Source organism: Patescibacteria group bacterium, assembly GCA_018897195.1.
Lineage (GTDB): Bacteria > Patescibacteriota > Patescibacteriia > Patescibacteriales > UBA12075 > JAHILH01.
Genome location: JAHILH010000001.1, coordinates 539,913 through 565,246, shown reverse-complemented (window position 1 = coordinate 565,246; position 25,334 = coordinate 539,913). Strand labels below are relative to the sequence as shown.

Annotated in this window: 19 protein-coding genes; 18 read left to right on the top strand and 1 reads right to left on the bottom strand. The window is 39.3% G+C overall.

The window, feature by feature from the left end; all coding sequences use genetic code 11:
* From KKD45_02765 to KKD45_02755, 3 genes are all read left to right on the top strand, one after another.
* Window positions 1-6,442 (top strand): fibronectin type III domain-containing protein (locus KKD45_02765; protein MBU4309423.1); only part of this gene is annotated, 6,442 nt, incomplete at its 5' end.
* Between the two features lie 9 nt (window positions 6,443-6,451).
* Window positions 6,452-6,613: a hypothetical protein gene (locus KKD45_02760; protein MBU4309422.1), complete on the top strand. Its 162-nt coding sequence runs from the start codon at window positions 6,452-6,454 to the stop codon at window positions 6,611-6,613.
* A gap of 81 nt (window positions 6,614-6,694) precedes the next feature.
* The gene (locus tag KKD45_02755; GenBank protein ID MBU4309421.1) at window positions 6,695-8,050 is read left to right on the top strand and encodes an FAD-dependent oxidoreductase; all 1,356 of its coding nucleotides are present in this window, start codon (window positions 6,695-6,697) and stop codon (window positions 8,048-8,050) included.
* A 51-nt stretch (window positions 8,051-8,101) separates the two neighbouring features.
* Here KKD45_02755 and KKD45_02750 read toward each other — a convergent pair whose 3' ends face one another.
* Window positions 8,102-9,034 (bottom strand): FAD:protein FMN transferase, encoded by a 933-nt coding sequence (locus KKD45_02750; protein ID MBU4309420.1) that lies wholly within the window; start codon window positions 9,032-9,034, stop codon window positions 8,102-8,104.
* A 275-nt stretch (window positions 9,035-9,309) separates the two neighbouring features.
* On the opposite strand from KKD45_02750, the gene KKD45_02745 reads away from it, so the two are divergent.
* The 15 genes from KKD45_02745 (at window position 9,310) to prfB (ending at window position 25,316) form a co-directional block, all read left to right on the top strand.
* On the top strand, window positions 9,310-10,434 hold the full coding sequence (locus KKD45_02745; GenBank protein MBU4309419.1) for a DUF916 domain-containing protein: 1,125 nt from the start codon (window positions 9,310-9,312) through the stop codon (window positions 10,432-10,434).
* Window positions 10,435-10,437: 3 nt separating this feature from the next.
* Window positions 10,438-11,403 carry a hypothetical protein gene (locus KKD45_02740; GenBank protein ID MBU4309418.1) on the top strand — a complete coding sequence of 322 codons (966 nt, stop codon included), beginning with the start codon at window positions 10,438-10,440 and terminating at the stop codon, window positions 11,401-11,403.
* A 5-nt stretch (window positions 11,404-11,408) separates the two neighbouring features.
* A complete protein-coding gene (locus KKD45_02735; protein ID MBU4309417.1) occupies window positions 11,409-13,187 on the top strand; it encodes a LytR C-terminal domain-containing protein in 1,779 nt (592 codons plus the stop codon).
* A 10-nt stretch (window positions 13,188-13,197) separates the two neighbouring features.
* Window positions 13,198-14,040, top strand: a complete 843-nt coding sequence (locus KKD45_02730) for a formylglycine-generating enzyme family protein (protein ID MBU4309416.1) — start codon at window positions 13,198-13,200, stop codon at window positions 14,038-14,040.
* 91 nt (window positions 14,041-14,131) lie between these two features.
* A complete protein-coding gene (locus tag KKD45_02725; GenBank protein ID MBU4309415.1) occupies window positions 14,132-14,515 on the top strand; it encodes a hypothetical protein in 384 nt (127 codons plus the stop codon).
* A 15-nt stretch (window positions 14,516-14,530) separates the two neighbouring features.
* Window positions 14,531-15,367 carry an SUMF1/EgtB/PvdO family nonheme iron enzyme gene (locus KKD45_02720; GenBank protein MBU4309414.1) on the top strand — a complete coding sequence of 279 codons (837 nt, stop codon included), beginning with the start codon at window positions 14,531-14,533 and terminating at the stop codon, window positions 15,365-15,367.
* Window positions 15,368-15,458: 91 nt separating this feature from the next.
* Window positions 15,459-17,393 carry a hypothetical protein gene (locus KKD45_02715; protein ID MBU4309413.1) on the top strand — a complete coding sequence of 645 codons (1,935 nt, stop codon included), beginning with the start codon at window positions 15,459-15,461 and terminating at the stop codon, window positions 17,391-17,393.
* A 79-nt stretch (window positions 17,394-17,472) separates the two neighbouring features.
* The gene (locus tag KKD45_02710) at window positions 17,473-17,976 is read left to right on the top strand and encodes an Hsp20/alpha crystallin family protein (GenBank protein MBU4309412.1); all 504 of its coding nucleotides are present in this window, start codon (window positions 17,473-17,475) and stop codon (window positions 17,974-17,976) included.
* 126 nt (window positions 17,977-18,102) lie between these two features.
* Complete coding sequence (locus tag KKD45_02705) at window positions 18,103-19,827, top strand: cohesin domain-containing protein (protein MBU4309411.1); 1,725 nt, start codon at window positions 18,103-18,105, stop codon at window positions 19,825-19,827.
* 248 nt (window positions 19,828-20,075) lie between these two features.
* Window positions 20,076-20,552 carry a transcriptional regulator NrdR gene (nrdR, locus tag KKD45_02700; protein MBU4309410.1) on the top strand — a complete coding sequence of 159 codons (477 nt, stop codon included), beginning with the start codon at window positions 20,076-20,078 and terminating at the stop codon, window positions 20,550-20,552.
* A gap of 52 nt (window positions 20,553-20,604) precedes the next feature.
* Window positions 20,605-22,749 (top strand): ribonucleoside triphosphate reductase, encoded by a 2,145-nt coding sequence (locus tag KKD45_02695; GenBank protein MBU4309409.1) that lies wholly within the window; start codon window positions 20,605-20,607, stop codon window positions 22,747-22,749.
* A gap of 99 nt (window positions 22,750-22,848) precedes the next feature.
* The gene (locus KKD45_02690) at window positions 22,849-22,995 is read left to right on the top strand and encodes an anaerobic ribonucleoside-triphosphate reductase (GenBank protein ID MBU4309408.1); all 147 of its coding nucleotides are present in this window, start codon (window positions 22,849-22,851) and stop codon (window positions 22,993-22,995) included.
* Window positions 22,996-23,078: 83 nt separating this feature from the next.
* The gene (locus tag KKD45_02685; protein ID MBU4309407.1) at window positions 23,079-23,816 is read left to right on the top strand and encodes an anaerobic ribonucleoside-triphosphate reductase activating protein; all 738 of its coding nucleotides are present in this window, start codon (window positions 23,079-23,081) and stop codon (window positions 23,814-23,816) included.
* A gap of 45 nt (window positions 23,817-23,861) precedes the next feature.
* On the top strand, window positions 23,862-24,215 hold the full coding sequence (locus KKD45_02680) for a hypothetical protein (GenBank protein MBU4309406.1): 354 nt from the start codon (window positions 23,862-23,864) through the stop codon (window positions 24,213-24,215).
* Window positions 24,216-24,218: 3 nt separating this feature from the next.
* Entirely contained in the window at window positions 24,219-25,316 is a 1,098-nt protein-coding gene (gene prfB, locus KKD45_02675) for a peptide chain release factor 2 (GenBank protein MBU4309405.1), read from the top strand.
* The last annotated feature ends 18 nt before the right edge of the window (window positions 25,317-25,334 follow it).

Genomic DNA, 25,334 nt, shown 5'->3' with positions numbered 1-25,334 from the left:
CACTGTTCAAGAAGGGCAGACTGATCGTTTAGATTCAGATGATTTACCGATTAATTTCACTATCAAAGATGCGGCTGGTAATCAATCACCAAGCTACACGACTGCTGATGCAACCAATCGTCCTGGGGTCGATGCGCACACACCGACTAATCCGGGTAATTTGAGTTTTGTCCGCAATGCGAATAATTCCGTAACTTTATTATTTGGGTCGAGCACAACAGAAAGTAATTTTAAAGAATATAAGATTTATTATAAAGTTGGCACCAGTGGCGTGACTGAAGGTGATTCAGCTTGGACGGCGCTTAATGATGCGAATTTAAATAATATTAATTACGCCGGGGCGACCACGACAACTATTACTGGTTTGAATTTAGCGACTACTTATGTGTTTAATATTTGGGCTTATGACTTGGCGGGAAATAAGGCCGTGGCCAATACCGAGCTTAGTGCTTCAACTAATAATGCGCCCGCAGCGCCGACGACTTTATTACAGTTGAAGGCAGATGGAGCAACGGAGATCGCTAACGGTCAATGGCAAAATGAAGATCAGATCAACCTCAAGGCATCTGCGAATGATTCTGATACAAGTGAGGTTGTAATCTTGTATTTTGAATTGTTAGCTAATGCCGGTAGTTTTACAACTGCGACCACTGCGCCAGTTGGCGCTTGCGCATCTGGGGTGTCTTTTGAAACTTGTACGAATAAAATTTGGTCAGTTACTTCGGCGTCGGGTAATTATAGCGCAACCCCGTTTACGGATAAGGGTAATATTATTTCTTTGCCGACTGCAGCTACTGGTTATAAGTGGCAAGTTTTGGCCTGTGATGATGGTGGGGCTTGTTCAAATTGGAGTAAATTTAATTTGACGATTCCGAATGTAAAGGTTGATGCAGTTAATCCGACCACGCCGGGAAATTTGACGATTAACGCGAAAACTAATACGTCGGTGACTTTGAATTTTGGGGCTACCACCACAGAGGATAATTTTTTGGAATATCAGATTTTTTATAAAGTCGGCGGTAGTGGTGTCACGGTTAATGATTTAAGTCATTCTTCGAGTACGGATATTAATCTAGCCAATATTAATTTTAATGGGGCAACTACAACCTTGGTGCAAAACTTGGCAGCGGGAACGCAATATGTTTTTAATATTTGGGCCTATGATCAAGCCGGGAACAAGGTGAGTGCGACCGAAGTTTCAATAACCACTGATTCGTCAACTAATCCGCCAACCGGCGTCTTTAACTCAGTAGCTCAAAAAACAGATGGTTCGGGAGCGGTGGATGTTTCTATTCAGATTGATGACTATGACAATGACGATACTTTACGGGCACGACTGGATTATGTTGCCGGAGCAGATTGTAATTTTGGCACACCACTTGATCCGGTATTGGATACTATTGATATTAGCGCTGATTATGGTATCCCGGTTGTTGATAATGATAGTGTTTATCAGGTGGGTACAAGCACTGGTTGGTTAACGACCTCTCCGGGAGCGAATACGATTAATTTTGATTGGTTGAGCAAGAGCAATATTCCTAATCAGAGTGGTCTTTATTGTTTGCGCTTAACGGTAAACGATGGTCTGGCTGATCAAGTAGTATCAGCAACGACAACGGTTTATATTGATAATCAAAATCCAACCGCAGCGGGGCAGCTGTCTTTAAATGCTAAACGAACCGACAGTGTTGACTTGAATTTTGGTGCGTCCAGTACAGAAGAAAATTTTTATCGTTATCGGATTTTTTATAAGCAAGGCACGAGTGGTGTCACAGAAGGTAATACTGAATTGATTGACACTAATTTAAATAGTCAAAATTATAATAATAAGGCGACGACGACGATGAGTGGTTTATTGGCCGGCACAGCCTACGTAGTTAATATTTGGGCCTATGATTTGTATGGCAATAAGGCGAGTGCGACTGAATATAGTTTTACAACTAACTATGTGCCACAAGCGCCGGCTTCTTTGTTACAATTAAAAAATGATGGTGCCACTACCATTGTTAATAGTGGCTGGCTAAACGAAGCAAGTTTAAAACTAAAATCTTCGGTATTTGATCAAGATACGAGTGAGGCAATATCTATTTACTATCAATTTATCGGCAATGGCGCAAATTTTACAATCGATGCCGGTGAGCCAGGCAATGCTTGTTCTTCGGGAACTGATTTTAGCGCCTGTGCTTCCGCAATCTGGAAAGTAAGCTCGGCAGTCGGTGATTATAGTGTTACACCTTTTACTGGGCAAGTAACAATCGCTAATGTTCCAGATGCTACAAGCGGTTATAAGTGGCAGGTATTGGCTTGTGATGATAACGGGGTTTGTTCAGCTTGGACGGATTTTAATTTTGTGAAACCTAATCTAAAAATTGATACGGTGTTACCAACAGTGCCGGGCAATTTGAGTTTAAACACTAGAACTTATAATAGTGTGACCTTGAATTTGGGAGCGAGCACGACTGAAAGTAATTTCTTAGAATATAGAATATATTACAAGAAAGCTGCTTCGGGAGTAACCGAGGCTGATAGCTTACATGCTTCCACCTCCGATGCTAATTTGGCTTACCAAAGCTATAATGGCGCTACCACAACGCTAGTGACTGGTCTTTTGGAGAATACGCAATATGTCTTTGATATTTGGGCCTATGACCAAGCGGGTAACAAAAACAAGGCTACAGAAATCGCTTATTATACCAATAATCGACCAACGGGAACATTCTCGGCAGCTAATTTTAGAACCAACGGTAGCGGGGTAGCTGATTTGGTGATACAGGTTAATGATACCAATAATGATAATTCACAGGCAAAAGTAGAGTATGTGGCAGGAGCGGCTTGTAATTTTGCGTCTCCGCTTAAACCAAGCTTGGATCAGACTGATGAAAATGCCACCTCAACACAGGGCGATGCTAAGATTTTGAATAGTAATACTTATCAAATTGGTAATGCGAGTGGTTGGATTTTGACCAGTGGCGTTAACACTGTCAATTTTGATTGGTTGTCACAACTTGATGTTAATAACCAGGAGGGGACTTATTGTTTACGCTTGACGGCAAATGATCAGCGTGATGATCAGGCCGTGTTGGCGACCACTACGGTTTATATTGATAATTTGGCGCCGACTCAGCCAGGGTCTTTGTCTTTGAATAGTAAATCTGGCACCTCGATTACCTTAGGCTTTGGAGCGACGACGACTGAAACTAATTTTGCGACCTATAAAATATTTTATCGTGAGGGCGCTAGTACGGTTACGGAATCAGACACATTGCACATTGACAGTGATTTGAGCAATATTAATTTTAATGGTACGGCAACAACAACGGTGAGTGGGCTTAATAATAATACGCAATATAGTTTCAAGATTTATGCCTATGATCAATATGGCAATAAGACTGCCTCTGATCAGGTTACCTATATCACAAACTCACCACCGACAGGAACCTTTAACTCTGTTGCCCAAAAGACGAATGGTTCCGGCGTAGTTGATGTCTCTATCGAAGTTTATGATGTTAATGGTGATACTTGTACGGCAAAGTTGGAGTATGCAACTGGAACAACTTGTAATTTTATTTCCCCTGGTGACCCAACCTTAAGCGAAGCTCAAATAGATATTTCTTCTGACTATGGGACTGTGGGTATTAATAACGCACAAACATATCAAATCGGCACCAGTACCGGAAAGATTATTACATCATCAGGCTCAAACACTGTTAATTTTGATTGGTTAACTAAGTTTGATGTGCCAACAGCTAATGGTAATTATTGCTTACGCCTAACAGTAAATGATGATTATGATAATCAGATAATTTTGGCAACAACAACCCTGGTAATTGATAACGTGGCGCCAATTAATCCGGGTTCATTAAGCAGTGTGGCAGTAACGGGAGTGAGCGTGACGGTTGGCTATGGAGCAGCGACGGTCGATACTAATTTTAGTGACTATAAGATTTATTATAAAAAGGCAGCTAGCGGTGTAACCGAAGATGATACGGAGATTAATAGCTATGATGATTCCAATCTAGGCAATATAAGTTTTAATAGTGCTACCACAACCTATTTGTTGGGCTTAAGAGGTAGTACGGAGTATGTCTTTAATATTTGGGCTTATGATTTATATGGTAATAAATCCAGTTCGACCGTGGAAATGGCAACAACGACAGCGGCAATTGTAACCGCGACCTGGCGAGAAGCGGAAGACACCACTGATCCAACAGTTGGCAATTATATTGGTAAAAATGAAAGCATTCGTGTGCGTTTGGCTCTGGCAAATTCTGGTGATTGGGTAGCCGATAATTATCAATATCGCATTGAATACGGCGTTAAGAATGGTACTTGTCAGAATGTGGCAACTTGGGAGGCAGTACCCGTGATTGAGACAACTGAGGCTTTTAGAATTGCGGACAGTTTGTATTTTAATGAAAATGATCCAACCTCTGAATGGTTATCGAATGATGGTTATAATTTTGTGGCTGGACAAATGATTAAAAAGGCTACGAATACCACTCAGGTTATTTCCTTGAATGGTGGAGAGAAAACTGAGGTAGAATATCTTTTTCAGGCAACGGCAAACGCTGTCTCTGGCGAAACCTATTGCTTCCGTGCAACTGATGAGGGGGGTCTTTTAGATACTTATGGCGTATATCCGGAATTAACTTTAGCACCACCACCAACAGGAATATTTAATTCATTTGCGCAAAAAACTGATGGCACTGGAGTTGTGTCGGCATCTATTGAGATAAATGATTTAGGACGAGAATTGAATACAGCAAGATTAGAATACGTGGCTAACGCTAATTGTGATTTTTCTGGCGGAACTTTGGACCCAAGCATTGACGAAGCGGATGAAAAAACGACGGCTGATTTTGGGGATCCATTAATTGACAACAATGCTATTTATCAGATTGGAACTTCAACGAGAAAGATTGTTACACAGTATGGCTCAAATACTGTTAATTTTAATTGGCGTTCAGATCAAGATCTGCCTGGTGTAGACGCAACTTATTGTGCGCGTTTAACGACTAATGATGGTTATGAAGATCAGGTTGTTTCAGCAACAACAACCGTTGTAATTGATCAGGTTAATCCAAGTGTGCCCGCTGATTTGTTTTATACAAAGAAAACCAGTAATAGCGTCACCTTGGCTGTCGCCACCTCAACAGACACACATTTTAGAGAGTATCGAATTTATTATAAAGAAGGCGACTCTGGTGTAACAGAATCTGATATGATGTGGGCCTCATCTTCTGACCCTAATTTAGGTGTTCAAAATTTTAATGGCGCGACTACGACAACAGTTACCGGACTGGAAACGAACAAGCAATATGTTTTTAGAATTTGGGCCTATGATCAATTTGGCAACAAGGCCGTTTCTTTTGGCGAACAGGTGGTGATTATTCGTTATTTAGCTAAGAGCGAAAATTGGCGTTGGTATAATGACCAACAGAACGAAACGCCGACTAGTACAATGGCGAGTGAGGACGTAACGCCGAGTGATGTGGTGAATGGTGCTTCAGCTAAGTTGCGTATCGCCCTGCATGAATTCGAGGGAATAACTGGCAGTAATGTAAAGATGCGTTTGCAATATTCAACATATTCGGATTTTTCTGCCGACGTTAATTTTGTTGGTGAAATTAGTTCAACAACGGCTGTTTGGACATATGGCAATGGTGTTGATAATGACGGTGATTTAGTAAGCACACCACTCTTGTCCGGTATTAGCTTGGGGGCAACTCATAATGAGTCTGGACTTTCAACGTCAACTTATGTTCATTTAGCTAATGAAAAAGTTGAATTTGAATTTACAATTAACAATAATGATGCACCAATTTCAACGACTTATTATTTCCGTACCTATGATATTCAAGGAAATGCGCCAGTTGTCAATAATGATGGTTATATTTATCCTAGTCTTGTTACCAGCGCCGGAGCCTTCACTTATTCGCTTCAAGGTTTTAGTACTGGCTCCAGTACGGAGGGCGTGGTAACAAATATTAATTCAACGGCTAATAGTATGAACTTCGGTACTATTTTGCCAAACGAAGAGGCAGTAGGGGTACATCGCTTTAATATTTCGACAAATGCCGGTGGCGGTTATCAACTTTTTGTGTATCAAAAACAAAATTTGATTTCGACCAATGGTTCTGATATTAATCCACTTGTGGCGACCAATGAATCTCCAGTCGGATGGTCAGTGGCGCCAAACCCTAGTGCCTTTGGTTACCACACTGGTGATGATACCTTGTCTGGTCTGGCACCATCAAGGTTTGCCCCAGATGATACCTACGCTAAATTTGAAACTAGCATGAAAGAAGTATCCTTTAGTCAAATACCAGTAGTTAACGAAACTGTTGATTTGGTATATCGTTTGGGAATTGGTAGTATGCAAGAGGCGGGTGATTATGAAACGGAAATGATTTATATCTTGGTCCCAACTTTTTATGAATAATATTTTTATATGAAGAAAACAATTATTATGATGTTAATGACTATTGGTTCCTATGGAGGTTCTTATGTCCCCATGCTTTGGGGGGTGAGTAGTTTTTCGATGACGTCTATTATTTTTAGCGGCCTGGGTGGTTTTTTGGGGATTTATATTGGCTATAAAATAATGGCATGAGGTCTTTTCTGTTATCAAATTTTAAAAATTGTGCTATTATAAATATAGGGCGCTTAGCCCTTATTCTAATTTAAAACTTTAATGAAAAAAATCTTAGCTATTGGTTGTGGAGGTGCCGGTATGTTTAGTTTAATCGTCGCTTCGCAACTTAAAAAAAATAAATTTAAAACTACGGTGTTCTCAGACGAGGCGGATATTTATTGTCGTTGTAGCACCCCTTATATTTTAACGGGGGAGACGACGGTCAAGGCTTCAGTGCAGCCAGAAAGTATGTTTACCGAATATGGATTTGATATTGTGCACGAAAAAGCCATTAGCATTGATGTGCGCAAAAAACAGGTTACAACTGATGTGGGTAAAGCTTATGACTATGATTATTTAGTGATTTCGACTGGCGCCAGTCCTGTGAAGTTGCCAATTCCTGGTAGTGATTTAGCTGGTGTTTACACCGTCCGTACTAGTTCTGATGCTGCTGGTATCCAAGCTGGTGCCAAAAAAGCACAAAGCGCGGTGGTGATTGGCGCGGGGGTAATTGGCATGGAAATGGCCGGAGCTTTGCGTAGCAAGGGTCTAGATGTTCATTTAGTGGAGTATGCACATAATATCTCATCCGGTCTTTCGGATCAAGAATTTGCCAAAAAGATTGTTGACAACTTAACGACAAATGGCATTAAGGTTTTATTTGAAAGTGAGGTCGTTGAAATTAAGGAAACAAAAGCGAAGCGAAAAAAAGTTCAGATAAATCATAATGGCAAAAGGGTGGTTGTGGAGGCAGATTTAGTAATTATGGCGACGGGCATTAAGCCTAATTTAGAGGTAATTGCTGGTACGGGAATTAAAGCGAATAAGTTTGGTATTCTTGTTGACAAGAAGATGCGCACTAATATCAAGAATATATACGCTTGCGGCGATTGTTGTGTGCCCTTGTCGGCTGTGACTGGTGAGAGCAAGCCCAGCTCCCTGGCGAGTTCGGCAATCCAACAGGCGAAAGTTGTTGGTTATCAAATGGCTGGTTATCCGATTGCTTATGCTGGTTCAACTGGTGCCTTTGCTTTTAAGATTTTGGGCAAGGATTATGCCTCAGTTGGTTTAACCGAAGAAGAAGCTCGAAAAAAATATAAATTTGTGGCCATTGGTCGAGCAAGTTCAACTGATCTCTATCGTGATTTAAAGAAGGTGCAACCGCTGGAGGTGAAGTTGATTTTTGCCGGACTGACAATGCGCTTGGTTGGTTACGAGGCCTTTGGGAGTGGCGTAATTCCGTCAGCCGAAGTAGCTAGTTTCGCTATCGGTCTGAAATTACATATTTTAAAATTATTAAAGTTTAATTATATTGCTCATCCTAGTCTGACGCCGTGGCCGTTTATGAATCCGATAGTGATGGCTGCCGAAGATGCCATGGGTAGTATTATGAAAAAAATTAAAATATTTTCTTAAATAAAAACGACCGTCAACGGTCGTTTTTATTTTGGATAAATTTAGACTTGTTTATTTATAACCTTTAATTAAATAATCAGACATATTTTGCGATGGGATGATTTTATTGCCTTTATTAATGAGCAAGCCCTCAATGCCATTGTATTCGTTGATAAAACTCAAGCCTTGTTCTTGGCCAAGAATAAAAACGGTTTTAGCAAAAATATCAGCCTCAATGACGGTGTTGGCGACAATTGTGACGGCTAGTAAGTTATTATCGGTCGATAATCCGGTTCGTGGGTCAATGAGATGGTGATAGCTTCGGCCGTTCTTTATCCACTGCCTTTTAGCTATGCCCGAAGTAGCTATAGCTAAACCTTTTTCCGGGACTTGAACGTGAATAATGTCTTTTTCCAAATCGAGCGGATTTTGAATGCCTATTTGATGCGGCTCATTATTTTCGGCGAGACCGTAAAGATACATGTCGCCACCGGCAGAAACCCAAAAATTTTTATATTCCTTAGCCCTGATTATGTTTACAAGTTTATCGACGAGAAAGCCCTTACCGATACCTCCCAAATCAATCTTAAGATTATTTGGTTTGGAGATTATTTTTTCATTCTCGTTGATAATTATTTTTTGAAAATTAATTTCACTTTGATCATGGTTGGCATCTCCCGGTTCGTTAAAGGGAAAACTTTTTTTATAGCCAAGATCTTCCAAGGATTGCAGAATAGTGGGATCAAAAATGCCCTCGGTTTCTTGATAATAATTTTTTGCCAAAAGCAAGATTTTAATCATTTCATCACTAGCAGAAAAAATGTTCGCAGATTGATTTAGGTGGTTTATTTCACTGTTATCTAAAAAGCGGCTAAATGATTGTTCAAAATCAACGATAACTTTTTCGAGCTCGGCAAAGTCGGACGCAAAATCCTTTTTTGGCTCATCTTGAAGATAAACCTCTATTTCAGTGCCTAGGGCTTTTATTTCTTTAAAAAAAATCATAAATAATATCCAATAAGCTTATTTTTGTATTATAGGATATGGACAAGTATAATACAAATTAACAAGCATGTAATTCTCGATGAGTAAAAATAAGGAATCATTATATCTGATAAAGCAAAGCTATTGTAAATTACTTGCCAGTTATGAGATTTTGTTTTTTATCGTTTTTTTGTTATAATATAATCAGTAAATACTAAATTGTTTATAAATAATTTTAAATATAATTTGCAATAGCCGTTTGTTTAAATTCGTTAGTGTAGATTAGTCTCATTACCATGAAAAAAATCAATTTCTTATTAGTTTTTCTCAGTTTTTTATCGTTAATATTTTTGCAGACCGATTTTGTTAAGGCGCAAAATGCCTCTGAAGTTGGCATTAAAATTAGCCCAGTACGAGTGGAGGAGTTGGTGGAACCGGGGCAAGTTTTACAGAGAGAGATTAAAGTGACTAATAGTTCTGACATTCCAAAAACTTTATTTGCTTACTTGAAAGACTTTAGAGCGAACGAAGATGATGAGTCTGGAACGCCGCGTTTAATTAAACCTGGCACGGAAACGGGAAATTTTGTTGCTTCTTGGATTGAGATTACCGATCAGGGAATGGATTTTAAGCCCGGCGAAGAAAAGACGGTTTCTTTTGTAATTAGAGTGCCTGACAATGTTGGTCCAGGTGGCTATTATGGTGGTGTCTTTTTTGGCTCCGAGGCACCAAAAATTGACGTTAATAGTCCAGATAAGGGTGCTGGCATGTCCATTGCCCAACAGGCTGGTTCTTTGGTTTTATTACAAGTGAAAGGCGAAGTTGATGAACGAGCTGATGTCCGAGAGTTTAATACTAATAAGGATTTTTATGGAACACCATTTGATGTGGAGTTTGCGATTAGAATTCAAAATAGTGGCAATATCCATATAAAGCCTCTGGGGGAAATTAGAATTGAAAATATGTTTGGCAAAGAGGTGAAAATTATTGATGTTAACAATGGTGGTGGCAATGTTTTGCCTAACTCAAAAAGAAAATTTACCGAACACTGGAAAGATGACTTTGGCTTTGGAAAATATACAGCCAAGTTGGGGTTATCCTATGGAACATCAGCCTCAAATGGTGGTCAGGGCAAACAAAGTATTTATATTGAGAAAGATTTTTGGATTATCCCGTGGAAGATTGTCGGACCAGTTTTGATTAGTTTGATAATTACCCTGCTTATCTTTTTCTTTATTATTAAATTTTATAAAGATAGAGCTGTTCGAGGGGCGATGCAAAGAGCTGGTGTCACTAATGCAAAGATTTCAAAAGCAAGAAGGGGGACATCGCCAACAGCGCACATGGGTATGGTTTTGTTGGTTGTTTTTATAGTCGTCTTTCTGATTGTATCGGCGGTTTACTTTTTTTTCTTGGCATAGTTTATGAAAAAAATACAAATTATAACAATTTTATTTCTATTATTTTTCGCCATAGGGGTTAAGGCTGATGGCATTAAGGTTAGCCCGTCAGTTATTGATGAAAAAGCTAAGGCTAAGGATATTCTGAAATATACCGTTAAGATTAAAAATGAAAAAGCCAACAAAATTGAGTTGTATGCGATTTTATTTGATATTTTACCTGATGGCAGTAGGGCGATTTTAACTCCCTCAGAGCTTGACCAGAAAACTTCGATTACAAAGTGGACATCAATTAAGCGGGGTGTAATCAGCCTGGATCCTGGTGCAGAGGTGGAAGTTCCCTTACAGATTGATGTAAATTTAACGGCTACACCAGGGGTTTATCATTCCGTGATTGCTTTTTCCGAAGGTTCGAATAGGGCAATCGCTGAAGTCGGTGTTAGTGCTGCTTCACAGATTTTGGTAAATATTGAAGTTGGTGATCAGATTGTAGAAAAGGCTCAGGTGGAAAAATTTGCAGCCAGCAGAAATATTTTTACTAAGTATCCGGCAATTTTAGATTTACAAATAAAAAATAACGGTAATGTGCCAGTGACGCCGTCTGGGGAAATTTTAATCTATAATCGTCGAAATCAGCAAGTGGGACAGGTGGGTATTAATTCCCTAAGTACAGCAATTGAAAAAGGATCTAGCACGCAATTTGAAATTCAATGGACAAATGACGCTGGTGGTTTTGGTAAGTTTAAGGCTAAACTTGAAGCAGAGTATGGCAATAAAATGAGAAGGGATTTACAAGATACGATTTATTTTTGGGTTTTTCCAATTAAATATTTGATAATTTTTGGAATTGGATTATTTATAGTAACCTTCTTATTAACTTTCTTGCTGTTCAGAAAGTCGCGACATGTGAAATATGGACGTCAAGCTGATAATGATATTTATGAAGACGATGAGGATGATGACGACGGAGTGATTAATCTTAAAAATTAAAATATATGTTGAGAAAAGTATTGATTATAGCAGTCTTGATGTTTTTCCCTATGCTAATGCACGCTGAGGGGATGACCTTGTCGATTGCGCCGCCGATGATTAAGAATAATGTTAATCCGGGCCAGATTTGGAAGAGTTCGATTAAGGTGGTTAATAATAACGCGGAGGACGTTGAGGTTTATACGCAGGTTTTGGATTTTAAAAGTGGTGACAACGGTGGAACGGTCGAGTTTTTGCCAGCACCAAATGACAAAGAGAAAGAAGATAAAGTGCGCTTAAGTTCTTGGATTGTAATGGAAGACGAAAAGGTAATAATACCAGCCTTTAAAAGTGTGGATGTTCCTTTTGTGATTGACGTTCCCAAGAGTGCTGAGCCTGGCGGACATTATGCTGCGATTTTAATTGGAACAAAGCCACCAAGAGATAAACTGGATGGCTCAGTGGTTAAAATTTCTTCAATGTTGTCGTCTTTGATTTTATTAAGTGTGAGTGGTGATATAAAGGAAGACGGTCGTATTCGAGAATTTTCCACCAATAAAGATTTCTATTTTGAGCCAAAAGTTGATTTTAAGGTAAAATTTGAAAATTTGGGCAATGTTCATATTCAACCTCAGGGTGAAATTCGTGTTTATGATTTTTTTGGAAAAACTAAAGAGGTTATAACTTTAAATCATCAAAGCGAGTTTGGCAATGTCTTGCCAGGTAATACGAGAACGTGGGATTTTTCTTGGCAGGGCAGCGGTAGCCTAACAGAGATGGGGCGCTATAAAGCTCAACTACTTTTGAGTTATGGCAGTAAGGAGCGAGAAACGATTGATCAGACGGTATACTTTTGGGTGATTTATTTAAAGCCTTTGTTGATTATCGGTGGCAGTCTATTGTTCTTGTTCTTGTTGATTGTGTTTTCCATTAAATCATATATCAAGCGTTCAATTCGCTCTGTGCAGTTAGCAAATGGTATAGTTCCGAAAAATGAGAGAATAAATAGGGTGGTGACTGAAAAGATGATTGAAAAGCGTCCGGTTGCTACGTTAGCAAACAGGTCATCCTTCGCCAAGGCCGCGGCGGATGAAAAAAAAGTTGTTAATTTAAGAGCTTCTTCGCAAACAGCGATGGAGAGAAGTGATGAAGTTATGAAAAATGTTAAACGGAGCGGTTTTAAAAAGTTTGTGATTTTTATTCTAGTGTTTTTATTTGTGGCAGCTGGTTTTGTTTATTGGTATTATTTTGGCAAGTCGGGCCAAGGAGTTGATTATAATAAATTATATCAAGACAATAAAGCAGCTGAACAAGTGAGACAAACAGAGCCGTCAATTGAGGTCGCTAGTTCTAGTGAGACTGATAAAACGGACGAGGTTGCAGGGGAAGATATGGCCACTAGCAGCGAGGGAAGTATTGCAACTAGTAGTGCTGAAAATGCGTCTAGTGGCAATGAGATGCTTACGTCGGAGGCGACTAGTTCGGAAGAGATTCAGGAGATTGATGAAATTATTCCCAAGGCCAATGGTGAATTATTGATTAAAGTTTTGAATGGCGGTGGTGTAGCAGGTATGGCTAATAAGGTAGTTGAGCTGATTGGTCAAAAAAAATATGAAGCGGCTCAGGTTGGCAATGCAGATAATTATAATTATGAAACAACCCTGATTCGCTATAAAAAGGGAGATGTAAAATATGCAGAAGAAATTAAGTCATTAATTGATCGTAAGGCCATAGTTGAAGCGGTGGATGGACAAGAAGAAGATGTGGTAGTAATTATTGGTAAAAGTTTTGTGCCGACAAATTAATATTTGATAAATGTTTAAAACAATCAACCTAAAAAAGAAAAGATTGCTTGGCTTAAAAGAGATTATTGTAACAATAATTGCGGTGGCTTTGACGACTCTGGGAATTAAGGCGAGCGATGGTTATTTTGGAAACGGCAAGGATGTTGGCACTGGTCCGTGTTCAGCTGATATGGTTTTTATTACTTCACCAACGGGGGGCTTTTGTATTGATAAATATGAAGCATCAGTAGGCAGTGGTTGTCAGAATAGTGATCCAGCTAATCAGCAAGACACCAGAATAAATTTAAATTACAAGGATTGTGCCGCCGTGTCAGAGGTGGACAAGCAGCCATGGCGTAATATTTCCCAGAATCAAGCCGTGATGGCTTGTGCTAAAGCGGGAAAGCGTTTACCAACTAGCAAGGAATGGTTTCAGGCCTCATTGGGAACACCAGATCTTGATTCTGGTTGGCAGGGTGATGATTGTAATGTAAAAAAGAATTGGCCTGATAGTCCCGGACCAACCGGTAGTGGTAAGAACTGCGTTTCATCATCTGGTGTTTATGACATGATTGGCAATGTTTGGGAGTGGATTGATGGCTCAATTATTGATGGCAAGATAGGTGACAAAGAAATGCCAGAAAGCGGTTATATTGCCGGCGTTGATGCTGATTCTTTTCCTGTTAAAACTGACAGGGAAAACAAAGATCCAAACTATTATAATGATTATTTTTGGATAAAAAAGAACGATGTTAGAACTATTGCTCGTGGCGGCTATTGGGATAATGGTGAAGATGCTGGGCAATATGCGATTTACGCAGTTCCTGACGTTTCTTATGCCGGTCCTGGCGTTGGCTTTCGCTGTGTTAGGTAATAATTTAACTACCATTTAATCTTCCTCGCCCCGCGTGATGGCGCCTGCGCTACGCCGGGTGTAAAGTTTAGGGTGAGGGTAAATAAAATATATGTTTCATAAAATTTTCCGCTTTATTCATGATTTAAAAGTTTTTTTCTTGGCAATAATCTTTTTATCGTTTTTTAACATCCTCGGAGCCAATCCCTTGAATATTGGTAAATTTTTTGGCGCCCAATTTAGTCAGGCGGTCGGCATGTCGGTAAGTATTCCGGAAAATCCTTTCAGTAAATTAGCGATCCAACTTAAAGAAAAGGAAAATAATCTGAACGAGAGAGAGCAGGCATTGGCTAGTCGAGAAAAAAATTTAAGTAGCACTGATATAGTTCAGAATCGTATAATTTATGCGACTGGCATAGGTGTGATAGTGTTATTAGTTTTAATAGTAGTAAATTTTTTCATGGATTTTCACAGACGAAGAAACGGTAGAATTTAAATTTAACAATAAATAATGTCTAAAATAATAAAATCATTAATAATTAGTGTGGTCGCGTTGTTTTTGGTAACTATTGGTATTGACGCGGCTGATCATTATGATAATTTTTCTGAATCCTTAGTTGGTAGGATGGTTGGCAATAAGTCGTCCGACTTGTGTCCTGTTAATATGGTTTTTATTGCGACCGACAAAGGTGGATTTTGTATCGATGAGTATGAAGCGTCGCCAGGAAAGGATTGTCCAAATCAGGAAGTAGTTAATCAATTAGACAGTCGAGATAATGTTAATCGAAAAGAGTGCATGGCCGACTCGTTACCTGATAAAAAACCGTGGCGTTTTATTTCACAAACGCAGGCAATGACTGCTTGTGCGAAAGCGGGTAAGCGCTTGCCCAGTAATGAGGAGTGGTATTTAGCCTCATTGGGTACGCCAGATTTGGAGACGCAGTGGAGTATTGATGATTGTCATGTAAAAAATAATTGGAGCGAGCAGCCAGGCCTAACCGGATCTGGTAAAAATTGCGTATCGGCGGCCGGCGCCTATGATATGGTGGGCAATGTTTGGGAGTGGGTCAAGGAAGAGATTAATGACGGTATTTATGAGGGAAAAAAATTACCGGAATCAGGCAATATCATGTCCGTAGATATTAATGGTTTATCAGTGGAGACAAATCAAGACAAGGCGGACGCTAATTTTAATAGTGATTATTTTTGGATAAAAAATGCCGGCTTAAGGGGTATGGCGCGTGGTGGTTATTGGGATAATGGTGCTGGAGCAGGTGTTTACGCAATGTATTTAGTATCACCACCATCATTTGCTGGTGCGGGCATTGGATTTAGATGTGTAAAATAGTACTAATTTTGAATTTTTAATTTCAAATTTTGAATGACGGGATTTAAAAATTAATTAATTAAAAAATGACTCAAAAATCAAAATTATTTTCATGAGATTAATTAAGGATACAAAAATTATTTATTTTCTCTTGGCGGTTGTTTCGCTTTTTTTTGCATATAGTCTTTCTGCGATGACTAGTTTGACTGATCGAATTTCCACTTCTAATCCTGACGTTCTTGCGAACCATGAATTTATTTTTAAAGTTTCTAAAGGTATTCCAGCCGGAGGCAAGGTGCAAGTTGTTTTTGATCCAGGCTATTTTACGCTCGAAGATGGTTTCGATTATACTGATGTTGATTTTGCGACCGGACCAACGTTTAATGGTCCCTTTATGGACAGGGAAGTTTCAGAATTTCAAAATATTATCTCTGATCGTGCCTCGGCGGTTTTAACAAGTGGTCAAGCTAAAGTTTTTATTGATTTAAACACATCTACAGGGGTGGCAGCCGGTGATTATGTCCGCATTCTTTTGGGCAAAAATGCACAATATGGAGATGTTGGTGATAGGGGAATTCTTAATCCTGGACAGATTGAGTCGCGAATTATTTATGTTGATACTTATAGCGAGAACGGTGTTAGAATAGAGGGTGGCAGTACCAGGGTGGCGATTGTTAATCCAGTCAAAACAAGTAGTTATATTATGCGTAAGGCAATGGATGGTTCACCAAGTGGTTGGTTGAGTTTTGGCACCACGCAAACTATTATGTCCTTGATGACCAATTATAAAGGCTTTTGTCGTTATTCAACAGCCTCGGGGACTCCTTATGCTTTAATGACTAATAGTTTTTCTTATGTCGGTGGTGAAAAAAGCTATTATCATACAGTTTTACTTAATGGTTTGGGTGCTGGTGGTACATATAATTTTTTTGTTCGCTGTGATGATGGTAATGGAAGCGGAGATGACGTGAGTGAGTGTCATTATCAGATTGCATCATCAACATATGATGAAATAGTTGGTGTGACCACCAATTTCTTTATTCCGGTAGTAGAAGAATGCGTTGACTATGATATAACATTTAGTATTACAGCAGTTTCCGGGAGTTCCGGGGACTTATCTGGCGATGGTGCGGGAGGCACTGGTTCCGGTGGTGGTACGGGAGATGGCATTGGCCCAGGGACCGGCCCAGGCACTAACACCGGTGGTGGTGGTACATCATCTGGTAGCGGCGGTTCCGGCGGCGGTTCCGGCGGCGGCACAGGTACTTTAATAGGTTCTGGTGGCGGGAGTTATTTGCCTTATCCGCCATTGCCAGGCGCGCCAGGGGTTATTTTAATAGGATTTGCGTATCCGAATACGGATGTCAATGTGTTAAAGGACGGGCAGACGGCTGGCTTGATCAAGACAGATGCCAAGGGTGTTTTTAAGGGATTTTTAGAAGATTTAAGTCAAGGCACTTATTCATTTGGTTTGTGGGCTAATGATTCGTTGGGAAGTAGGTCGGTTACTTATTCTACGACCTTTTTTATTCAGCAAGATACCCAAACTACCGTTTCAGATATAATTTTAGCGCCCACAATTGCAATTAATAATCAATCCAGTGTTATGCTAAATGTTTATGGAGGGGCAGTGCCACTAGCGAGTGTGGAGGCCTGGCTTTATCCCAAAAAAACGACCGCAGTATTAGCATCTGAAATTATAAAGGCAACATCTATGGCTGATGTGAATGGTAGATGGAGCACTAATATTGATACGAGCAAGTTGGCAAGCGGCCAATACTTGGTAAAAGCGAGAATTACTGTAACTGGAGCGGGCACTAGCGGCTTTTCGCAGGCGCTGGAGTATAATTTGAATGTGATAGCTGAACAAAAACCTGCTGGCGCGTGCTCTGGGGGTGATTTAAATCAAGATGGCAAAGTAAACATCGTTGATTTTTCCATCTTGCTTTACAATTGGAATACCGCCGACGTTTGCGCTGACCAAAACAATAGCGGCAAGGTTGATTTAATTGACTTTTCAATTATGATGTTCTATTGGACTGGGTAGGGGTTAGAAAATTTATTTTTTTTGAATTTTGTGGTATAATCTAAATATAAAAATAATCTGTTGATAACTTTAAGTTAATATGAGTTTTTTAGATAAATTAAAAGTAAAAGTTGAGGAGGGGCATCAAGATGCTTCTGGTGAAGTTAAAACTGGGCAACCGAAAAAGGCGTCTGGTTTTATGCAGTTGAGCGTGGATATTTTTCAAACACCGACTGAAGTGATTGTTTATGCACCGATTCCCGGTATTAATATTAGCGAGGTTAATATTACAATCGAGAATGAAAATGACGTAGTCACTATTCAGGGAAAAAGAGAATTGCCAAAATTACCAGAAGAGGAGACGGGTGAATTCGTGGAAAAAAAATATTTACGTCAAGAATGTCAGTGGGGACCATTTTATCGCCAAATCATTCTACCGCAAGAGGTTAATGTGGCAAATGTAAGTGCAAAATTTAAAAAAGGAGTTTTAATCTTAAGGTTGCCATTATTGCGTTTGCAAGGAGGAGGACGAAAGAAGATTAACGTGGATCTTAGTTCGGTAGAAGCAGAAATTATTGCTAGAAGTTTAAGGAATGGATTTTAATTCTCTCTGTTTGCGCTGAATGAGAAATAATTTTTAATAAATAATTTTGTCCGTGACGGCGGGCCTAAACACGATATTATGATAAGGAGGAAAAAAATTAAATTATTATTATTTTTTATTTTTAATATGGCAATTTTGCCATGGTTGGGTAGTCCGGTTAGTGCAGCTGGAGCTACTCTTTTTGTTTCACCTAGTACCGGCTCATATGATCTTGGTAAGAACTTTACAGTCAAGGTAATGATCAACAGTGGCGGCGGAGTTGGTATTAACGCTGGTGAAGGCTCTCTTAAATATGATTCAAGCGCTTTGTTGGTAACAGCAGTTTCTAAAGGAAGTTCAATATTCAATCTATGGACAACGGAACCGACATATTCCAATACGGCTGGCACAATTACTTTTGGCGGTGGATCCCCAAGCTCTTATAAGGGTACAGCTGGTGAGGTTTTTAGTGTCACCTTTAGCACTAAAAAGGTTGGTGACACAAATGTAACTTTCACCTCAGGAACAATTTTAGCGGCTGATGGTAGGGGAACAAATATTTTTAGCGGATTTGGTAATGCTAAATTCACTATTAAAGAGGCGGCTAAAAAAGAAGAACCGAAAAAAGAAGAACCGAAAAAGGAAACTCCGACAACAACTGGTGATAATTCAGGACTTTTGCCACCATTGCCAGAAATTAGTTCTAAGACTCATCAAGAAACAACTATTTGGTATCAAAACAATAAGCCAGAGTTTATTTGGAAGTTGTTGCCTGATTTAGTTGGTATTAATTATGTCATTGACAGTAAACCAACGACCGACCCTGGCACGACCATGGAAAGCGTAATTGAATCAAAAATATTTGAAAATACTAAAGACGGTGAATGGTATTTCCATTTAAAGTATAAGAATAAAGCTGGTTGGAGTCAGCCTTCACACCGTAAATTCATGATTGATGTGACACCGCCAGAGAATTTTTCTATTACCGTGGACACTGGTGGAGACACCACTAATCCGGCACCACGTTTACGTTTTAGGACTAAAGATGTCGCTTCCGGAATCGATCATTATACTGTAAAAATAGACAATAAATTAGAACAGGTAAAACCAGAAGAGGTGGATAAGGGTTACTATCAATTAACTCCACTTGAACCAGGTGAGCGTAAAATTGAAATTACTGCCATTGATAAGGCGAATAACATCGCGACGTCAGCCGCTATGTTCATGATTGATCCTTTGCGAGCGCCGATTATTAGTAGTATCCCTAAATTAATTACCAAAGCAGAAGACTTGGTAATTCAGGGAACTAGTTTTTATCCAAGAGTGACTGTTAAAATTTTTATTGCCAGCGGTAAAAATGATCCAGAAGAATTTACCACCAAGACTGATGATAGTGGTAATTGGTCCTATTTCCATAACGGCCGTTTGGCAAAGGGTAATTATGACATTTGGGCTAAGATAATTGATGACCGGGGTGCGCAGAGTTTAAATAGCTCTAAAAATCTTTTAACTCTACAAGCACCATCGTTAGTTGATCAGTATGGAGTTTGGGTGATTATAGTGTTGTTAATAATTATCATGCTTTTGTCTCTTTATATTCATTATGTAAAGAAAAAGTTTTTCGATGAGAAAACCAGGATCAAGAGCGAAACTACTGAGGTTAAGATGAAATTGGGTAAAATCTTTGCAGCCTTGCGCGAAGAGGTGGATGAGTTGATGCAAATGGCTGATAAGAAACCGGGCCTATCTGAGTCTGAGCGACGTGTTAAGGAGAAGTTACAAGAGTCACTGGATATCTCGGAAGAGTTTATTAATAAGGAGGTTGAAGATGTGGAAAAAGAAATAAAATTGCCTAAGGTAATGAGACAGTAGGATTTTTCAAAATCACTATAAATTTAAAGGACGAATAAGAAATTATTCGTCCTTTTTTGTACTTATGCACATATCCACAGGTCAAAACTTCTTGTCTTGTAAGCTATTAGTGCTATATTATAAAAAAAATGCACAATTTGCCCTAAAAATGAATAAAGTTATCCATCTTGACTACACTATATATAGTGGTATAATAATAATAGGTAACACAAGATGTGGTATTTCCTTAAAAGTTAGCAAAATAATTTATGAAGTGTCCAATTTGCAGTCATCAAGATACAAAAGTGGTTGATTCAAGGGTATCAGCGGATGAATTATCAATCCGGAGACGTCGAGAATGTCTAAGATGTGAATTTCGTTTCTCCACCTATGAGTCAGTCGAAATTTTGGACCTGACTATTGTGAAAAAGGATGGTCGTAAAGAAGCCTATAATCGAGAGAAGATAGTTAAGGGCTTAAGGCGGTCATTGGAGAAGAGACCAATTAGCGACGAAGATTTTAAACAATTAATCAATGTCATTGAGCGCGATTTGCAAGCGCTACGTAAAACGGAAATAGCCTCTGATTTGATTGGTGAGATTATTATGGATCACTTGAAGAAGGTGGACAAGGTGGCCTATATCCGATTTGCCAGTGTGTATGAGTCATTTGAGGATGCGGAAACATTCTTGGAGGAACTAGAAAAATTGATTGATAAAAAAACTACTAATAAAAAGAAAAATTAATAGTTGAAAGTTATTTTTATGAAAAGATAAATCTAATTTTTGCACAAAGCCCATGCATAGAGAAACAATTAAACAGATTATAAAGAGATCTGGGGAGATTGTAAATTTTGACCCCAAAAAAGTTGAAAAAGCAATCTACAAGGCAACAGTGGCCGTTGATAGAGCTAACAAAGCTTTGGCTGAAAAGTTAACTATCGAGACTATCAAAAAAATTAACGAAAAATTTCACGTGCGTAGTATCCCAGCCGTTGAAGAAGTACAGGACATTGTTGAGCGCGTGATCATTAACAATAATCACACAAAGATTGCTAAGGCTTATATCTTGTATCGTGACCAACACCGACAATTACGTGACATTGGTGATACTATGCAAGGGGAGAAGTTGATGGAGGATTACTTGGGACGAGCGGATTGGCGCTTGAAAGAAAATAGTAATATGAGTTTCTCCGTTCAGGGTTTAAATAATTATTTAGCTTCCGCTGTTTCGGCAAAATATTGGTTGAATAAATTATATCCGCAAGAAATCCGCAATGCCCATGTTAATGGCGATTTCCATATTCATGATTTAGGTATGTTAGCACCGTATTGTTGTGGTTGGGATTTAAAAGATTTATTGATTCGCGGTTTCGGTGGTGTGGATGAAAAGATTCAGAGCAAGGCTCCAAAACATTTTCGCTCTGCTTTGGGTCAAGTAGTAAATTTCCTTTATACTTTGCAAGGCGAGGCAGCCGGTGCACAAGCCTTTGCTAATTTCGATACCTATCTAGCTCCTTTTATTAGATACGACAATTTATCATACAAAGATGTTAAGCAAGCCTTGCAAGAGTTTATGTTCAATTTGAACGTACCGACTCGAGTAGGCTTTCAAACTCCGTTTACTAATGTGACTTTGGATGTTACCCCTTCTAAGATGACTGCGGCTGAGTATGTAATCATCGGTGGCGAGGTCATGCCAGAAAAGTACGGTGAGTTTCAAGAGGAAATGGATATGTTTAACCGCGCCTTTGCAGAAGTGATGATTGAGGGTGATTCCACTGGACGCGTGTTTGCTTTCCCGATTCCGACCTACAATGTTGACAAGAATTTTGATTGGAATAAAGAAGCCTTGATTCCAATGTGGGAGATGACCGCTAAATACGGTATTCCGTACTTTTCAAACTTTATTAATTCCGATATGGACCGTGACGATGCACGTAGTATGTGTTGTCGTTTACGATTAGACAATCGTGAATTGCGCAAGCGAGGTGGTGGTTTGTTTGGTGCTAATCCGCAAACAGGTTCTTTGGGGGTAGTGACAATCAACCTCGCGCGTATTGGCTATTTAGCAAAAGACAAAGAAGATTTCAAAAATAGATTGTTGAAATTGATGGATTTGGCAAAAGAGAGTTTGGAAATCAAGAGAAAAATTATCGAGAAATATAGTGATGACCGTCTTTATCCCTACTCAGCGCATTATCTGCAAAACGTTAAAGAAAGATTCGGAACTTACTGGCAGAATCATTTCAATACTATTGGTATCAACGGCATGAATGAGGCTCTTTTGAACTTTATTCACCGTGATATTGCTAGCAAGGAAGGTAAAGAATTAGCTGAAGAAATATTGGATTTCATGCGTGAGAAGTTAATGGATTACCAAAATGAAACTAATAATCTATACAACCTCGAAGCGTCACCGGCTGAAGGTGCGACCTATCGTTTTGCCAAGAAGGACAAGGAATTATATCCGAACATTATTGTAGCTAATGACGATGCGGTTAAGAATCAAGGGGCTAATCCTTATTATACCAATTCAACCCATTTACCGGTTGGTCATACAACTGATATTTTTGAAGCGCTAGACTTGCAAGATAATTTGCAAACAAAATATACTGGCGGCACGGTTTTACACGGCTTTATTGGTGAGCGCATTAAAGATATTGAGTCTTGCAAGGCATTGGTTAAGAGAATTGCTGAGACATATAAATTGCCATACTTTACGATTACTCCAACATTCTCGATTTGCCCTAAGCATGGCTATTTATCCGGGGAGCATAAGTATTGTCCAAAGTGTGACAAGGAAATCGGTTATGTCGAAGGTGAAGTGTCAGGAGTTGAAATTATTACTAGACATGGAGAGCCAGTTGGCGAGAGACGTATTGTAGAGCGTGTTGAAGGCAATGATGACAATGAGAGAAACTTAATTCATTCATTAAGCTAATCAATTATTTAATATAATTAAAATAAAAATATCGAAAATAAAATTTAATAATTAGGAGGATTATTACTTAATTTTAAATTCTATTTCATATCAAACAATATGAGCCCAATACAAACACAAAGACAAGAATGCACAATCTACAGCCGCGTGGTAGGGTGGATCACCCCAACTCGTAATTGGAACAATGGTAAGAAGTCAGAATATGTAGATCGAAAAACATACGAAGTAGATGGTTGTGGTTGTTAATTAATTGTAAAGCACTATGTTGTCTTGGAGTTCGCCATGGCGGACTCCTTGGCGATGAAAGCAGTGCTGTTATTTGATAGTTTATGATCATTGGCGGATTAGAGAAATTTAGTTTAATCGATTACCCTGGGCATTTGGCTGCAATTGTTTTTACCTCTGGTTGCAATTTCCGTTGCCATTTTTGTTATAATCCTATGCTTGTCGAGCCGGGACGAATATCATCTTCGGATGACAAAGAAAAAGGTCGTTCTCTTGGGACTGGTTTTAATCAGATTCAAGAGAGCGACCTCTTTGAGTTTTTGCAAACACGTGTGGGCAAGATTGATGCTGTGGTCGTAACTGGCGGTGAGCCGACATTGCATCATGATTTGCCAGAATTTATAAAAAAATTAAAAGATCTTGGTTTTAAAGTGAAGCTTGATACCAACGGCACCAACCCACAAGCTCTTAAAAATTTATTAGAACAAAGCTTGATTGACTATATTGCCATGGATATTAAAGGACCTTTTGAAAAATATGACCTGGTGGTGGGTGCGCAAATAAACAAGGATGATTTGGCAGAAACTATTTCTTTGATCAAAGCCAGCGGTCTATCTTATGAATTTCGTAGCACTATTGTGCCTGGCTTGCATGAGTTTGACGATGTTGCGAAAATGGGAGAGATGATCAAGGGCGCGCAGAAATGGTTTTTACAACCTTTTAAATCGGATGTAGAATTGGTGAATAATGCTTTTAAAAATGCCACTACATATAGTGATGCCGATATGGAAAAGATGTGCGAAGTTGGAAAGATGTATGTGGATTTTTGCGAGGTAAGATAAGTTTATTTTTTTAAAATATATAAATTTAAAAATTAATAAAATTTTATGACAGTTACACAAAATTTAAATGAAGGTGGCTCGCTTACAGATGGCGATGTTCGCGAGATGGTGAAGAAAAACTTGCAACTTAGCGAAGAGATGCATGTCATGATGAAGAAAATGAATAGCTTTATTTTTTGGTCCAAAGTCGGAGGCTTTTTAAAATTTTTAATTATTTTCTTGCCGTTAATTTTGAGTGCTATTTACTTAACACCATTATTGAAAAATGCGCTTGGTCAATATCAACAGCTTTTAAATATGGGACAACCGGTTGACGGTGCAGTGACTGGAGTGGATCTTAAAAAAATTGACATAAAATCTTTACCACCGGAGATACAGAAATTGATTCCAAAGAAATAATTAATGGAAAATCTAATTAAAAATCTAGAAGAATTGCGCGAGCGGGTTATTGAGACTTGGCGGCTTTTGGATATTGATCGCAAGCAAGCGCGGATGATGGAAGCTGAATTTCGGATGAATGCGGAGGGGTTTTGGGATAATCAGGAGGAGGCTGTGCGGGTGAGTCGAGAGACCGAGGATTTGAAAAAGGAGGTGGAGGAGTGGATTAATTTAAAAAAAGAAATTACGGATTTAGAGGAGATGGTGGCCTGGGCACAAAACGAGGGTGATACTTCGCTTCACGATGAGGCACAGGTGAAATATCAAGAACTCAAGGATAAGTATGAGCAGTATGAATTTTATGTTTTATTCGGCGAGAGATATGATGAAGGTAATGCAATAATCTCTGTGCATGCGGGTACGGGTGGAGTAGATGCGCAGGACTGGGCGGAGATTTTGGAGCGGATGTTTTTGCGTTTTGCGGAAAAGCGTAAGTGGAAAGTGAATCTAATTGATCGCACTGTCGGCGCTGAAGCGGGAATTAAGAGCGCGACTTATCATATCTATGGTCGTTGGGCTTACGGCTATTTTAAAAGCGAATCTGGTGTTCATCGCCTGGTTAGGATTTCGCCCTTTGACTCGGAGGCGATGCGTCACACTTCTTTTGCGCTTGTGGAGGTAATTCCGGAATTGCCCGAGGCGGTGGATATTGAGATTGCCGATAGTGATATTCGCATTGATGTTTTTCGCTCATCAGGGCCAGGCGGGCAGAGTGTGAACACAACAGATTCAGCGGTGCGCATCAAGCATTTGGCGTCCGGTATTGTTGTGACCTGCCAAAACGAAAAATCACAACACCAAAACAAGGAATCAGCTTTGAAGATTTTGAAGTCAAAATTGTTTAAACTCCAAGAGGAAGAGCGCGAAAAAGAAGAGCGCAAAATCAAGGGTGAAGCGCAAAAGGCAGAGTGGGGCAAACAGATTCGCTCGTACGTCATGCAGCCGTATAAAATGGTCAAGGATCACCGCACCCAATGCGAGACGCAGGATATTGATGGGGTTTTGAATGGCGATTTGGAGAGATTTATGGAAGAGTATTTGCGGTGGATTAGGGAAGTGTAAAAATTAAATCGAAGATGG

Excerpts from the sequence above, each read along its gene's own strand:
- KKD45_02760 (MBU4309422.1), top strand. The coding sequence starts at position 6,452 with ATGAAGAAAACAATTATTATGATGTTAATGACTATTGGTTCCTATGGA.
- KKD45_02755 (MBU4309421.1), top strand. The coding sequence starts at position 6,695 with ATGAAAAAAATCTTAGCTATTGGTTGTGGAGGTGCCGGTATGTTTAGT.
- KKD45_02750 (MBU4309420.1), bottom strand. The coding sequence starts at position 9,034 with ATGATTTTTTTTAAAGAAATAAAAGCCCTAGGCACTGAAATAGAGGTT.
- KKD45_02745 (MBU4309419.1), top strand. The coding sequence starts at position 9,310 with ATGAAAAAAATCAATTTCTTATTAGTTTTTCTCAGTTTTTTATCGTTA.
- KKD45_02740 (MBU4309418.1), top strand. The coding sequence starts at position 10,438 with ATGAAAAAAATACAAATTATAACAATTTTATTTCTATTATTTTTCGCC.
- KKD45_02735 (MBU4309417.1), top strand. The coding sequence starts at position 11,409 with ATGTTGAGAAAAGTATTGATTATAGCAGTCTTGATGTTTTTCCCTATG.
- KKD45_02730 (MBU4309416.1), top strand. The coding sequence starts at position 13,198 with ATGTTTAAAACAATCAACCTAAAAAAGAAAAGATTGCTTGGCTTAAAA.
- KKD45_02725 (MBU4309415.1), top strand. The coding sequence starts at position 14,132 with ATGTTTCATAAAATTTTCCGCTTTATTCATGATTTAAAAGTTTTTTTC.
- KKD45_02720 (MBU4309414.1), top strand. The coding sequence starts at position 14,531 with ATGTCTAAAATAATAAAATCATTAATAATTAGTGTGGTCGCGTTGTTT.
- KKD45_02715 (MBU4309413.1), top strand. The coding sequence starts at position 15,459 with ATGAGATTAATTAAGGATACAAAAATTATTTATTTTCTCTTGGCGGTT.
- KKD45_02710 (MBU4309412.1), top strand. The coding sequence starts at position 17,473 with ATGAGTTTTTTAGATAAATTAAAAGTAAAAGTTGAGGAGGGGCATCAA.
- KKD45_02705 (MBU4309411.1), top strand. The coding sequence starts at position 18,103 with ATGGCAATTTTGCCATGGTTGGGTAGTCCGGTTAGTGCAGCTGGAGCT.
- nrdR (MBU4309410.1), top strand. The coding sequence starts at position 20,076 with ATGAAGTGTCCAATTTGCAGTCATCAAGATACAAAAGTGGTTGATTCA.
- KKD45_02695 (MBU4309409.1), top strand. The coding sequence starts at position 20,605 with ATGCATAGAGAAACAATTAAACAGATTATAAAGAGATCTGGGGAGATT.
- KKD45_02690 (MBU4309408.1), top strand. The coding sequence starts at position 22,849 with ATGAGCCCAATACAAACACAAAGACAAGAATGCACAATCTACAGCCGC.
- KKD45_02685 (MBU4309407.1), top strand. The coding sequence starts at position 23,079 with ATGATCATTGGCGGATTAGAGAAATTTAGTTTAATCGATTACCCTGGG.
- KKD45_02680 (MBU4309406.1), top strand. The coding sequence starts at position 23,862 with ATGACAGTTACACAAAATTTAAATGAAGGTGGCTCGCTTACAGATGGC.
- prfB (MBU4309405.1), top strand. The coding sequence starts at position 24,219 with ATGGAAAATCTAATTAAAAATCTAGAAGAATTGCGCGAGCGGGTTATT.